Raw genomic sequence first — 13,976 nt, 5'->3', positions numbered from 1 at the left:
TTGTCTGTAGCACCGGAGGGGCAACGATTGAAACGTTCAGAGCCTACGTTCAGAGTCAGTCAACGTCTGATTGATCTTTAAAGCCCTGCGGGCTTTTCGCCTTATATCCCCGCCCGCATTGGGCGAGGGTTTACGGCGTTTTTCGCTAAAAGATAAAAACATATAAAGAAAGCTGTTAAATAAGCTATTTACGTAATAATGCTATTTTTTCAATAAGGTGAGAAAGGTTACTGAAAATTAATGCGGAGATCTCTATTATAAATATCCGGTATAGATTTATCAGTGTGTATTTCTTTTACCATTAGGTGTGAGGAGTCAAACTCTCTATCTTCATTTGCTCAAGTGAAGAAGCAGACTATTTTTCGTAAAGGACAAGATAATGGCGCAACCTTCCCGTGTTTCACTTCATATCAAGAAAACAGTCATTTCGTTAGCGATTGCTACCTTAGGTTTTACCGTTTCATCAAATGCATTGGCTTATCAAAAAGTTCATCAACCAGATAATAGCTATCAACAGTATGTTTCTCAGCGCCAAACGGTGGATAGTTTGATCCAAGATGCATTAGATGCCTTTAAGTCACCAGCGCGTGTTTCTGATGCTGGATTTACGGGAAAACTGCCATCCAATATGGAAATTGTGGCGCAAAAACTGCAACAAGCTTATAAGCTAGAGCCTTATCGTTTAGATTTGCTGTTTAGTACTGCGAGTGCTTATATTTATAACAATGATGTTCCTCGTGCGGTGACTATTTATAAACAGATTTTAGAAGTAGCCCCAGACGATATTGATGCGTTAATTTATGTGACGTCGTGGACTCGTTTTGAAGGTAAAGATAAAGAAAGTGAAGCTTATTTCACTAAATTGAAATCATTAAATCCAGCGAAAGCGGATGAACTTAAACGTTTCTTTGCCGAGGTCGATCGTGTCAGCAAAATGCCGTTAAGTGATAAATTAACCCCTGCTGATTTAGCGAAACTGAAGAAAACCAAAGATAACAACGCGATTGTGACATTGGGCTATGCGTTAAACCCAGATGGTACAATGAATAAAATTTTAATTGAGCGCTTAAATAAAACCTTAGAAGTGGCTAAACAGTTACCGGATGCCATGATTGTTGTTACGGGAGGTGTACCTAAAGCGCATCAAACTGAAGGTAAATTAATGGCAGATTGGCTGGTGAAAAACGGTATTCCAGCTGAACGTATTTTCCAAGAAAACTACGCACGTACCACTGTCGAAAATGCGTTATTTAGTCGTTATGCGCTAACCAAACATCGTATTAAAACAGCCGTTATTATTAGCTCTGGTAGTCATGTTCGTCGTGCTGATGCGATTTTCACTATCGCGAGTTGGCAAAGTGGCCCAAGTGATATCTCTTACCTAACGGTTGTGGCACCTGATAAGCCATTAGCGGAATTACAAAAAGCCAGTAAATCAGATATACAAGGTATTTATCGTGATGGCTTAAAAGCACTAGGATTATGGAGTTTCCGTAGTTATCCACTAGAAGAGCGTTAATTTAATTAAGCTAGAATAGAAACCCAATGATATAAATAAACTTCTAAATTGGGTTTCTATTTGCCGTAAGCTAACAACTGCTAATTTGAAATTGGCACACTAATAGATCCATTAAGTAGAATTACAGGCGTTGCAATGATCACTAGAGGGAGAAGAACCGCATCTCCTACCAGCGTAAAAGGTGTTAACGCAAAATTACGCAAAATTCGACTCGGATGATTCTTCTCTTCTTCTTTGGCAGTATAAAACATTAAGTTATATTTCATTGCAAGATTATCTTTAGGATAAAAATTAAATCTTAGTTGTTCTCGTGTAAATATCATTCCTTCTATTTTATAACTCTTATAATAGCCATCTTTATTTGAATTATTTAATTGAATTGATAACAATTATCATTACTATTGTTTCTCACAATAGTTTATAACGAGAATAATATAGTGAGAATTCCTCTGATGATATGTGCACTAATGGCATCCTTTCCTAGTTTTGCTAATTGTTTATCTGTAACAGAAGGTAATGAAATAACAGGCCAGTTTGATAACAATACAGTGTGTTTTGCTACTCATTTTGATCGCGAGCGTTATGTTGAATTAAACGTAAAAGGAATACAAAATCTACGGTTAGAGAAACAAGATGGCACTCATGTTCGTAGTTTATTAAAAGATATTCCTTCTGATGGGCAGCAAAAAGTACGCTTTTTACTGCCTGAAACGGCGAGCTATCAATTAGTTGCTCAAGGTGAAATGGGAAAAACATGGCAACTCACACTGACAACACAACCTTATCAGCCTTTAGATAAAGATGCGGGTATTGCACTAACTAGCCCTCGTTTACAAACTCTCGCTAAACAACTTGATCAAAAAAATATTCAGGCATTTTGGCAACAAATACGCCAAGAAGGGGCTCCTCTGATTGAGTCTTATGATAATGATAAAAAGCGAGTAACTTTTTTATGGCAAGGTGCCAAAAAGAATGTTTATTTATTAGGATCACCCGAGGGTAATCACGATCCATTAACCCATTTAGCCAATAGTGATATTTGGTATCGTAGTTATATCGTGCCTAACGATACATTAATGCAATATAAATTAGCACCTGATGTACCCGTTATTGAAAATTCAGAGCCATTTGAGCAACGTCGCGCTATTTTAACCACAGCACAGTCCGATCCGCTGAATTCTCAAAATTCCCCAAGTCAATCTGAGGATATCTATAACCACTTTTCTTTATTGTCATTAGACAGTCAACGAGAATGCCAATTACCCGATATTCTTGATAGAACAATGAAAGGTAAGACAGAAATTGTACGTTTTCACAGTGAGATCTTAAATAATGATCGTGAAATAGCACTTTATCTGCCAGCCCAAAAAATGGAAACACCTCGATTGCTCGTATTATTTGATGGGCAAACTTACCGTCGCCAATATGGTATTGATCGATTTTTTGATAAACAGATCGAAGAAGGTAAATTGGCTCCGATGATGATCTTATTTGTTGATAGCATTGATAGTGATCGTCGTAGTGTTGAATTACCGCCGAATCCTGATTTTTACCGCTTCTTGGCAGATGAACTCTTTGTTTGGCTAGAAAAAGAGCAAGGTATTCAGGTATCAGGAGAAGAAACCATTGTCGCGGGTTCGAGTTATGGTGGATTAGCTTCTTCATGGGTCGCATTTAATCGCCCTGATCGCTTTGGTAAAGTGTTGAGTATGTCTGGCTCTTATTGGTGGGCACCTGAAAATGAAGAGCCTGAATGGCTTATTCGCCAATTTGAACAAGCAGATAAAAAGCCATTACAGTTTTTCTTAGAGGCGGGATTATTTGAAAGCCGTGGTGATAAGGGCGGAATTCTAAATAATAATCGTCATCTTAAACAGGTTTTAGAGCAAAAAGGTTATCCTGTTAAATCACTCGAAATGGCTAGTGGGCATGATTATATTTCTTGGTGTGAAACCCTGTATTTGGGGGCGAAAGCATTAACCCAAGAGAATGACTAGCTTAAGCTCTCGTTTTCCTATCGTGTTTTAACAATATGTTTTAATACAACAGAAGCTTATATCCGTATTAGTGATATAAGCTTTGTTTGTCATCAACATGTCATAAAGCTGTCATCGAAATCGCTTTTACTCTTCATTTCTCTGTCATTTAACTGCCGTAAGCTTTTCCTGACTTAAAACATTAACCCTGTTTTTTTTACTTTAGAGTGCAAGGAAAAAGCTATGTCTCATCGTTACCAACGTTCTATTTTATCCGTTATTGTAACAACACTATTGGCTGGCGCGAGTTTCTCTTCTTTTGCAGCTCCCGTTGCTGCTGATGCAATTTTGGCACAAGATCGTGCAGCAAAAGGTAATATCACGGAATTTGGCGGTGCTCGCCGTATGACTCAAGATCAAACTGAGGCATTAAAAGCAGCTTTACATAATAACCAAGCAAAAAATGTGATCCTCTTTATTGGTGATGGTATGGGGGATTCTGAAATCACTGTTGCACGTAACTATGCTGAAGGTGCTGGTGGCTTCTTTAAAGGTATCGATGCCTTACCTATTACAGGTCAATACACACACTATGCTTTAGATAGAAAAACGCAAAAACCTAACTATGTAACAGACTCTGCAGCTTCCGCGACAGCATGGGCTTCGGGTGTGAAAACGTATAATGGTGCATTAGGGATTGATGTGTTTGGTAAGGATCACCAAACTATTTTGGAATTAGCAAAAGCCAATGGAAAGGCAACAGGTAATGTGACAACATCAGAAATTCAAGATGCAACACCGGCGGCACTGTACTCTCATGTAACAGGTCGCAAATGCTATGGCCCTGTTGAAACTTTAGAAAAATGTTCAACTAATGCATTAGAAAATGGTGGTAGAGGTTCTATCTCTGAACAACTATTAGTCACTCGTGCCGATGTGACATTAGGGGGCGGTGCGAAAAGTTTTGCTCAAACTGCAGCTGCGGGTGAATATAAAGGTAAAACGTTAGAGCAACAAGCGATTGAGCGTGGTTATCAAATCGTGAAGGATGCCAAATCATTAGATGCAATTACGCTTGCAAATCAAGATAAACCCGTGCTTGGTTTATTCCACGAAGGTAATATGGCCGTGGCTTGGGAAGGGCCTAAAGCGACGTATCATGGTAATTTGAATAATCCACCTTTAGAGTGCAAACCTAATTCTAAACTCGATCCAAATGCGCCAACACTGGCACAAATGACCAAAAAAGCAATTGACTTACTGAAGACCAATGAAAATGGATTCTTCTTACAAGTCGAAAGTGCCTCTATTGATAAGCAAGATCATAATGCGAATCCTTGCGGACAAATTGGTGAAACGGTTGCGTTAGATGAAGCCGTACAAATCGGCTTAGATTTTGCTAAACAAAACGGCGACACACTGATTATCGTAACTGCTGACCATGCTCATTCAAGTCAAATTATTGAGGCGGATGTGAAATCAAGCGGATTAACACAAGCACTTATTACCAAAGATGGCGCAGTTATGGTCGTGAACTATGGTAATGCAGAAGAAGGATCCCAAGAACATACAGGGGCTCAGCTACGTGTTGCCGCTTATGGTCCACATGCTGCGAATGTCGTTGGGTTAACTGACCAAACCGACTTATTTTTCACTATGCGTGATGCGATGGGTCTGAAGTAAATTCCAGTTGAATTTATAGTCTGTCTGAACTTGTAGTCGAATTGCCTTACTAACTTGTTGTATTTTCGCGCGACTTAGAGAGATACCCTCTGGTCGCGTTTTTTTATGAAAAATTGAGACCATTTAAATAAAGTGATAATAAATCAATGGGTTATTTATAGGTTGATTTTGAAAATTACATATTTCCTGTTATAATTAACAGAATTGACAAATTAATCCATGTAATATTCTCAACTTCTCCATTGATTATTGTACTTTAGTTGCAATATCTTTTTGTCTAATAACGCTCTACGTTATTAAGGGCATTACCCGTAAAAATCTTTTCTCAGATAGATTATCTGCTCGTGGTCTTTCTCTTTTTTATGAGATTGAAGGAGAACAGAGTCAAACAAACAACGATAAAAATAAGGTTATTATTTCTATGCTGACACTGCTTCATTTACTCTCATCAGTCGCGCTTCTTGTCTGGGGAACACATATTGTTCGTACAGGCATTATGCGTGTTTTTGGCTCTGATTTGCGCCGAATTTTAGGTAAAAGTATTAATAAAAAATCCAACGCCTTTCTCGCAGGTGTGGGAGTAACAGCATTAGTCCAAAGCAGTAATGCGACGGCACTTTTGGTTATCTCTTTTGTGACACAAGGACTAATTTCGATTACACCAGCACTTGTTATTATGCTAGGTGCCGATGTAGGTACTGCACTTATGGCGCGTGTGCTGACTTTTGATCTCTCTTGGTTATCTCCACTACTTATTCTTGTCGGGGTGATCACTTTTTTAAGCCGTAAAAAAGAGCGCGTCGGGCAATTAGGGCGAGTAGGAATTGGCCTTGGCTTAATTATTTTAGCCTTGCAATTAATAGTCACTTCTGCAGAGCCAATTACTCATGCTAGTGCAGTGCAAGCTATCTTTACTTCATTAAGTGGAGATACCGTTTTAGCACTGCTCGTGGGTGCTTTATTTGCGATGGTGAGCTACTCAAGCCTTGCGGCCGTGTTATTAACAGCGACACTAAGTGCAACAGGGCTAATGCCTTTGTATATCAGCTTATGCATTGTGATTGGTTCTAATATTGGTAGTGGCCTACTCGCGTTAATGAGTAGTCGAGGGCAAAGTGTTGTTTCACGCCAAGTTGTATTAGGAAGCCTCTTTTTTAAATTAATTGGTGCATTATTGGTTTTACCTTGGATAACCATAATTGCAAATAAAATCCAGCAATATGGATTTTCACCAGCTGAAGTCGTTATCTATTTTCATGTTATTTATAATCTGGCTCGCTGTATTTTGATGATCCCTTTTGTTGGCATAATGGCGAAATTATGTCAGCGACTTATTCCAGAATTACCGACGACTGACTCTGAAATGGCGCCGCGTTATTTAGATCAATCTGCTATTGATACGCCTTCATTGGCTATTGCTAATGCGGTGAGAGAATCACTACGATTAGGTGATGTTATAGAACAAATGCTGCAACGTTTTACTGCGTTAATGGAAGGTGATCGTCAGCAAAAAAGGGAAATTAGCCAGTTAGAAGAAGAGGTGGAATTACTCCACAGCAGTATTAAATTGTATATGGCACAAATTCAACAGCATGATCTAGGGACGGAAGATTCCCGACGTTGGGCTGAAATTATTGATACAGCGATGAATTTACAACAATCATCCGCTATCATTGCGCGTATGTCGGCTGAAGTGGTAAGTAAAGGTTTAAATCACCACTTATTTTTATCGGAGGAAGGACGTCGTGAATTACAGACACTCCTTGAGCGTCTGCAAAGTAATCTGAATCTGGCGATGTCGGTATTTGTTTCCGGCAACATGGAGCATGCTCGCAAATTACGTCGAGCAAAACATCGTTTCCGTTTACTCAACCAGCGTTACTCGTTTGCTCATGTAGAACGTCTTCATTTGCATAATATGCAAAGTATTGAAACCAGTTCTCTGCATACCAGTTTGCTCGGTGATATGAAACGGTTGAATTCCTTATTCTGTGCGGTGGCTTACCACGCATTAGAAAAAAGTGAATCATCATCAGAACAGGTTAATCTTTAATAATGAAAAATAATATTCGTCAATTAACACGAAATGAAATTCCGCTGGTATGGGAAATTGATAGAACTGAGCTTATTGAAAAGCTATATGTTTTAAAAGAAGGAACATTGCTTTTATCAGAGCAACGCTTTGATATGAAAGGTTGGCCAGAAGGTGAAGCTGAACATTATACTCCTGTTTTACTCGAAAGCTTTGATCGAGGAGCGCCTTTCTGGGGCGTTTTTAAAAACGGTCAACTGGTTGCAGCAGCGAGTGTTGATCCGCAAAAACGGGGTCAAAATGGCACTTTACTTCAACTCTCTTTTTTACATGTTAGCCACCAGCAACGTGGGCAAGGTTTAGCGCGAATATTATTTGATTATTGTGTGGAATATGCGAAGAAAAAAGGCGCTGGTGGATTATATATTTCATCAACACCTTCTGAAAATAGCGTAAATTTTTATCAGCATTTAGGGTGTCGTTTAATTGATATTTCTGATCCTGAACTTTATGAAAGAGAGCCAGAAGATATTCATTTGGTCTTTCATTTTATCGAGCCAAATAACGCTTAATTTCGTTTATTGACCACAATAACAACATAATAAAATGCCTTATCGTGAAAAAATGATAAGGCATTTTTATTTCTTGTACTAAAAAAGATACATAACCCTTTAAAAAATAAGGATATAAAATAATTCTTTTCTTTATTTAAGTTGATTTAGTATAGTTGTTATATATAATAATGAAAATCATTATCATTAATGGTGGATGTTATGGCTAAACCAACACGCATCTCTTCAGCGACACCTTGGACATCTCGCATTAGTTTATGGGAAATGTTGGCCGTTTCTTCTTTACTAACAGTGATTACGCATTCCATTGTAGGCACATCCGCCTTTACGCTGGTTTTAGTGGTTTCAATGCTGTTATCAACCTTGATGCTGTTCCATAAGAAATTACAGATGTGGGTAATGATCCCCGCGGGCGTTGTATTGACCTACAGTTTGATGACACTTTTAGCCACGTATCATGGATAGAGAATAAGGTATTCAGTGTGTAATCGAAAAGGGTGTTATTACAGGAGAAAAGAAAGGTTATTGAGTGGTGCGAAGAGGGGGACTTGAACCCCCACGTCCGTAAGAACACTAACACCTGAAGCTAGCGCGTCTACCAATTCCGCCATCCTCGCAGTCTTACTCAATTAATCTTGTCTGTTTGGTGCGAAAAGGGGGACTTGAACCCCCACGTCCGTAAGGACACTAACACCTGAAGCTAGCGCGTCTACCAATTCCGCCACTCTCGCATTCAGACAGGAAGCGAATTTTATGCCAATTATTTTTGGCGTCAATTATTTTTTATCAATAAAATATCTTGGTGATGAAAAATAAAACCCTGTTATAAATAACAGGGCTTGTGATTAGTCTTTCTTGGTTGCTTGGTAAACTTTGAATTTACCTGTTGATGCAAGAACTTCATGAGAGCCAAATACATGATCCAGTATATCTGGATAAGGGATAAACGAATTCGCTACAATGCGTAATTTACCGCCTTTTTTCAGGTAATTTGGTGCAAGGCGAATAATATCTTCAGCCGCTTCATAGCTAGTACCTAAACCATCATGGAAAGGTGGGTTTGATATTATCCAATCATAAGTTTCTTCAACTGCGGAATAGACATTACTCGCAATTACTCGACCTTCTAATTCATTTACGTTTAAGGTGGCGATACTAGAAGAAATAGCAGCAGCATTTACATCACACAGTGTGAGTTTCAACATTGGGTTTTTCTTGCCAAGTACAGTGGCGAGAACACCACAACCACATGCCATATCCAGTAAATCCCCAACCATTGCATCATCAAAAGTGGAGAGTAATAAACGGCTACCTTCATCTAATGCATTTTGGCTAAATACACCCGGTAATGCCATTACAGTAAGGTCGTCATGGCGATAAGTTTGCCACCAGTTATTACGGTCAAATAGTGTTTGATATGTTTGAGTGCCAAAAAATAAGCTACAACGGCGTGCAGAATCTATTTTTTTAAGTTTAGCAATACCATTCATTAATTCTGTGGCACTTTTAACACCACTACGGTTTTCACCAACAATAAAAATTTCAGTACCCACTTGTAAGTTAGAGCAAAGGCTACGCAGTTGGAAAGTGGCTTCGTTTTTATTTTTAGGCCAAAAATAGATTAAGGTATTACAATATTTCACAAAGGATTGATCGGCAACTAAACCGAAGAGTGCGTTATCACCCATTGATTTTAGTAATGGTAGCCACTGGTGATATTGGTTGGTATATGCTCTGACACTTTTCGCCTGAATTTGTGCTGCAAAAGTATCTTGAAGATCACCTGCAATAAGTACATGCCTGTCTGCGAAATGATCTAGGTGACGAAGAATAACTTCGCTAGCAGGGGACAGTGAGGACATTATGATTATTACTCCTTAAAAAACATGAGACGCATGATATCAGATATAAAGAAACCGACGCTATTTATTGGCGTAGTTTATGCCCTCTGATACTATGTACCGTTGTTCTACACTTGATAGGTAAGCATAATGAGCCGTAAAGACAGAATGTTATCCCAACTTGGAATTCGTCAGTGGGTACTTCGTAAGCCTGCTGTGTTAAAAGGCGAGCATTCTGTTCAATTTCCGGATACAACACGTTTACTTATCATTACTGATGATACCGTTGATCTAAATAACGGGCTTTTCTCTGATATTTTTAGCGCCATGGGGATAGATAAAGACGAAATCTATTGTATTACAACAGATGATGTGAGCATGCTCACAGAATCATTTGATCTTCCCTGTTGGTTATTAGGCACTGATCTCATACTTCCCTCTGAATATACTTCTCTGAGAAGCCCTTCATTACATCAGTTATATTTTGATGCTGATGCAAAACGCGATCTTTGGAAACAAATCTATCAATATGAAGACCATTTCACTCTTAAACCCTGCTGATTTACCTCTAGCATGGGAAATTGAAAAATTAAGTCATTCATTCCCTTGGAGTGAAGAAACATTTTATAGTAACCAAGGTAGTCATTATTTTAATCTGAAAATTTGCATTGATAATATTATTGTAGGTTTTGCAATTACGCAATTAATATTAGATGAGGCTACACTTTTTAATATCGCAATCCATCCTGATTATCAGGGAAAAGGTTACGGTAAAGCACTCTTATTGGAACTGATTGAAACACTTGAGAAAAAAAATATCACCACCTTGTGGTTAGAGGTGCGAGAATCTAATGAAAAAGCGTTCAATCTCTATGAATCTATAGGATTTAATTTTGTTTCAAAACGCAAAAACTATTACCCAACAAAGACGGGAAATGAAGATGCGATTATCATGGCTTATCCTATTTCTTTCTAATTAAATCTTTATTTAAGTTAAATTTAAAACGCCTTCTATTAGGCGTTTTTTATTTTATTTAAAGACTGAAAATTTCATTTTTTCATTATTTTTATTTGAAATTTATCTTTATTTTTACTTAATGTAAATTAACCAAGTTAATTTCACTTTTGTCATGTTTTTATTTTTTATCTAAGTTATTATCACGATGTTAAGAAAGCTAAATATTTTTATAAATAAAGTATCCATTTACTTCTGTTTTAAATAAAAGCACATTTCTATTAAGTAGGTGATATTAAAATCAATGAGAGACTATTTGCTATTTTAACTTTCATTTCTAGTTCACCTTTTGACACTATAAAAATAGTTTCATTCTTACGATTTGTTTCATTCTTACGATTTAATAATTTAGCGTTTTACATTGGCTTTCCTGTTAGTGCCTTTGTGGTATTTGTCTGTGTTATCGATAAAAGTATTGTGGTTTATATTATTAATTATCACAATCACTAGGCATCACCCGCTCAAGTAGATAAAATAGTAACCATTGATTGTTTATACAGACAAGATAGGCGAAAATAAGCGCCAATTAAGATTAACTTACGGGTTGAATGTCTTTATAGTCACTTTAATTATTACTTATAGCAATATATCAGTGTCTTACATTCTCTCGTCTATCAACCAGAAGATCACCATTGATGTCTAATCCTATTTTTCAGCAAGAAGTTGCTCGTCGTAGAACTTTTGCCATTATTTCCCACCCCGATGCGGGTAAAACAACCATCACTGAAAAAGTGTTGTTATTCGGACAAGCAATCCAACGTGCAGGAACCGTAAAAGGTCGTGGTTCAAATCAGCATGCAAAGTCTGACTGGATGGAAATGGAGAAACAACGTGGTATTTCTATTACAACCTCAGTCATGCAGTTCCCTTATGCCGATTGCCTAGTTAACTTATTAGATACCCCAGGGCACGAAGATTTCTCTGAAGATACTTATCGTACTTTAACCGCAGTTGACTGCTGTTTAATGGTCATTGACTCCTCTAAAGGGGTTGAAGATCGTACTCGTAAGTTAATGGAAGTCACACGTTTACGTGATACTCCAATTCTGACTTTTATGAATAAACTTGACCGTGATATTCGTGATCCAATGGAACTCATGGATGAAGTTGAAACAGAATTAAAAATTGCGTGTAGCCCTGTTACTTGGCCTATTGGTTGCGGAAAACTCTTCAAAGGGGTTTATCACATTCTGAAAGATGAAACTTATCTTTATCAAACAGGTCAAGGCCATACTATTCAAAATTCTCGCGTTATCAAAGGACTAGATAACCCAGAGCTCGATGAAGCTATTGGTGATGATTTAGCAAGCCAACTACGTGATGAATTAGAGTTAGTATTAGGTGCCTCCCATGAATTTGATCATGAGGCATTTTTAGCTGGCGAATTAACCCCAGTGTTCTTTGGTACTGCATTAGGTAACTTTGGTGTTAACCATATGCTTGATGGCCTTGTAAAATGGGCTCCAGCACCAATGCCTCGCCAAACAGATATGCGTGAAGTTACCGCTTCTGAAGAAACGTTCACCGGTTTCGTCTTTAAGATCCAGGCTAATATGGATCCTAAACACCGCGACCGTGTTGCATTCCTACGTGTTGTATCCGGTATGTATGATAAAGGTATGAAGTTACACCAAGTTCGAATTAAAAAAGATGTGGTGATTTCTGATGCATTAACCTTTATGGCCGGCGATCGTTCTCACGTTGAACATGCATATCCTGGGGATATTATCGGTCTTCATAACCACGGTACAATTCAAATTGGTGATACCTTTACTCAAGGCGAGATCCTGAAGTTTACCGGTATTCCAAATTTTGCGCCTGAGTTATTCCGCCGTATTCGTTTACGTGATCCATTAAAACAGAAACAGTTACTTAAAGGGTTGGTACAGTTATCAGAAGAGGGCGCTGTACAGGTCTTTAGACCACTGGCAAATAACGATTTAATCGTAGGTGCAGTGGGTGTACTTCAGTTTGATGTGGTTGTTGCAAGACTTAAGAGTGAATATAACGTTGAAGCGATTTATGAATCCGTTAACGTTTCAACAGCACGCTGGGTTGAATGTAATAACGAGAAAAAACTCGAAGAGTTTAAACGTAAAAATGAACAAAACTTGGCACTTGATGGTGGCGATAACTTAACTTATATCGCACCAACGATGGTCAATTTGAATTTAACACGTGAGCGTTATCCTGATGTTGAGTTCCATCAGACTCGTGAACACTAATATTCGGGCTTGCTCGTCATACTTCAAGCTGCAACGTTGTTGATTAGGTTCATTCGCACAAGTCACATACTGATGTATGCTCTTAGCGACTCATTCACTTGTCGCCTAGTTGTAGCATGAATTATGTAGAGTAAGAGTGCGGAGAATAACTTAGGGTAAGCGCGTTGTTTTTTGAATGATCTCAATAATGAAAAGGCTGTGTTTTTAATATAGCCTTTTTTGTTGCTTCGTTTTGTTGAGTCTTTATCCTTAATAAACCGCTCTCTGTGAGAGACGCGCTCTTCTTTGTTAATAAATGTCATTGGCATAGCCTTAATATCCTATCTAAAAACACCTCTTAATTTGGAATTACTCTCTTTTTTTTCTGTTAAAATTATGCTTGTTTTTACACTTATTGATATTTCTTTGTGAAGTTTCTTATAGATTTATTTGTTATTATTAGAATAAAATTATTAGGATTAGTCTTTATTTGTTATTTTTTACTTTATTTAACTCAGATAGCTTATTAGTGTTATAGCTTGGATTGTTAAATTTTTGTAGTGCTTAATAAAAAGACAGATATTAAAACACACGTATATTTCCTATCTCAGTTATTGTGATTAGGGGGAGAGCAATGAAACAATATAAAACGCTAAAATTGGCGTTATTAATGTCAATCGGTTTAGCTTTTGTCAGTATGGGCGCGTCCGCTGAAACATCGTGGTATAGCGAGATTAATAAAAGTGGGAATAATACGGGTCACTATTTAAGTGATACTTCTATTTCTAATAAAATTAAAGATGCGCTATTGCCAATGCAAGATATTAATAGTGAGAATATTTCTATTCGTACTGAGTTTGGGCATGTCTTTCTTTCCGGTTTTGTTGATAGTAAAGCGCAAGAAGAAAAAATCTTACAAGTTATTGAAAAAATTGAAGGTGTTAAAAGCGTAGACTCAGATGTAAATATCAAATCATAAACGTAATTTTCTTTTATATTCGTCATACTGTGACTGCTCCCCGCCCTGTCGGGCGAGGCTTCCCACTTCTTAGACCGCAACCGTCTGTGTGACGGATTTACGCTGGCCTCCATGGGCAGAAACGACGAGTCCCGCCGCTTGTAATTCCAGTATGC

12 protein-coding genes, 2 tRNA genes and 2 pseudogenes are annotated in these 13,976 nt (G+C 37.9%); 11 read left to right on the top strand and 5 right to left on the bottom strand.

From position 1 onward, the window contains the following. Window positions 1–74: pseudogene (locus QSH13_RS17755) on the top strand (IS200/IS605 family transposase); the annotation flags it as partial. A gap of 305 nt (window positions 75–379) precedes the next feature. Further along, on the top strand, window positions 380–1,519 hold the full coding sequence (locus tag QSH13_RS17750; protein ID WP_109396295.1) for an ElyC/SanA/YdcF family protein: 1,140 nt from the start codon (window positions 380–382) through the stop codon (window positions 1,517–1,519). Between the two features lie 80 nt (window positions 1,520–1,599). On the opposite strand, the gene QSH13_RS17745 is transcribed toward QSH13_RS17750, so the two are convergent. Continuing rightward, window positions 1,600–1,908: a hypothetical protein gene (locus tag QSH13_RS17745; RefSeq protein ID WP_286039416.1), complete on the bottom strand. Its 309-nt coding sequence runs from the start codon at window positions 1,906–1,908 to the stop codon at window positions 1,600–1,602. A 78-nt stretch (window positions 1,909–1,986) separates the two neighbouring features. Between QSH13_RS17745 and QSH13_RS17740 the strand changes: the two genes are divergently transcribed. From QSH13_RS17740 to QSH13_RS17720, 5 genes are all read left to right on the top strand, one after another. Further along, on the top strand, window positions 1,987–3,516 hold the full coding sequence (locus QSH13_RS17740; protein WP_286039415.1) for an alpha/beta hydrolase-fold protein: 1,530 nt from the start codon (window positions 1,987–1,989) through the stop codon (window positions 3,514–3,516). 222 nt (window positions 3,517–3,738) lie between these two features. Beyond that, window positions 3,739–5,178, top strand: coding sequence for an alkaline phosphatase (gene phoA / locus QSH13_RS17735; protein WP_109396292.1), 1,440 nt, complete (start codon window positions 3,739–3,741; stop codon window positions 5,176–5,178). A gap of 421 nt (window positions 5,179–5,599) precedes the next feature. After that, window positions 5,600–7,231, top strand: coding sequence for a Na/Pi cotransporter family protein (locus QSH13_RS17730; RefSeq protein ID WP_109396291.1), 1,632 nt, complete (start codon window positions 5,600–5,602; stop codon window positions 7,229–7,231). A 2-nt stretch (window positions 7,232–7,233) separates the two neighbouring features. Next, on the top strand, window positions 7,234–7,782 hold the full coding sequence (locus QSH13_RS17725) for a GNAT family N-acetyltransferase (RefSeq protein ID WP_196544680.1): 549 nt from the start codon (window positions 7,234–7,236) through the stop codon (window positions 7,780–7,782). A 201-nt stretch (window positions 7,783–7,983) separates the two neighbouring features. After that, window positions 7,984–8,247 (top strand): DUF1435 family protein, encoded by a 264-nt coding sequence (locus tag QSH13_RS17720; protein ID WP_109396289.1) that lies wholly within the window; start codon window positions 7,984–7,986, stop codon window positions 8,245–8,247. Between the two features lie 65 nt (window positions 8,248–8,312). Here the strand turns inward: QSH13_RS17720 and QSH13_RS17715 are convergent. The 3 genes from QSH13_RS17715 to rsmC all read right to left on the bottom strand — a co-directional run bounded on the left by QSH13_RS17715 (window position 8,313) and on the right by rsmC (window position 9,644). Next, window positions 8,313–8,399: transfer RNA gene (locus QSH13_RS17715), tRNA-Leu, on the bottom strand. Between the two features lie 27 nt (window positions 8,400–8,426). Beyond that, window positions 8,427–8,513 (bottom strand) — tRNA-Leu (locus tag QSH13_RS17710). Window positions 8,514–8,627: 114 nt separating this feature from the next. Beyond that, window positions 8,628–9,644 carry a 16S rRNA (guanine(1207)-N(2))-methyltransferase RsmC gene (gene rsmC / locus QSH13_RS17705; protein WP_109406900.1) on the bottom strand — a complete coding sequence of 339 codons (1,017 nt, stop codon included), beginning with the start codon at window positions 9,642–9,644 and terminating at the stop codon, window positions 8,628–8,630. 129 nt (window positions 9,645–9,773) lie between these two features. Here rsmC and QSH13_RS17700 point away from each other — a divergent pair, with 129 nt between their 5' ends. The 4 genes from QSH13_RS17700 to QSH13_RS17685 all read left to right on the top strand — a co-directional run bounded on the left by QSH13_RS17700 (window position 9,774) and on the right by QSH13_RS17685 (window position 13,821). Then, window positions 9,774–10,184, top strand: a complete 411-nt coding sequence (locus QSH13_RS17700) for a DNA polymerase III subunit psi (RefSeq protein WP_023582915.1) — start codon at window positions 9,774–9,776, stop codon at window positions 10,182–10,184. After that, window positions 10,153–10,599, top strand: a complete 447-nt coding sequence (rimI, locus tag QSH13_RS17695; RefSeq protein ID WP_072064366.1) for a ribosomal protein S18-alanine N-acetyltransferase — start codon at window positions 10,153–10,155, stop codon at window positions 10,597–10,599. Before QSH13_RS17700 ends, rimI begins: the two co-directional genes overlap by 32 nt. 674 nt (window positions 10,600–11,273) lie before the next feature. Next, window positions 11,274–12,863, top strand: coding sequence for a peptide chain release factor 3 (gene prfC / locus QSH13_RS17690; protein WP_069369726.1), 1,590 nt, complete (start codon window positions 11,274–11,276; stop codon window positions 12,861–12,863). Between the two features lie 613 nt (window positions 12,864–13,476). Further along, window positions 13,477–13,821, top strand: coding sequence for a BON domain-containing protein (locus tag QSH13_RS17685; protein ID WP_109406902.1), 345 nt, complete (start codon window positions 13,477–13,479; stop codon window positions 13,819–13,821). Window positions 13,822–13,890: 69 nt separating this feature from the next. Here the strand turns inward: QSH13_RS17685 and QSH13_RS17680 are convergent. Then, window positions 13,891–13,976, bottom strand: a pseudogene (locus QSH13_RS17680) (RNA-guided endonuclease InsQ/TnpB family protein); the annotation flags it as partial.

It is taken from the genome of Proteus faecis (assembly GCF_030286765.1).
Taxonomy (GTDB): domain Bacteria; phylum Pseudomonadota; class Gammaproteobacteria; order Enterobacterales; family Enterobacteriaceae; genus Proteus; species Proteus faecis.
Note: the sequence above shows the minus strand (reverse complement) of the source record. Positions and strands in the feature narration are given on the sequence as shown.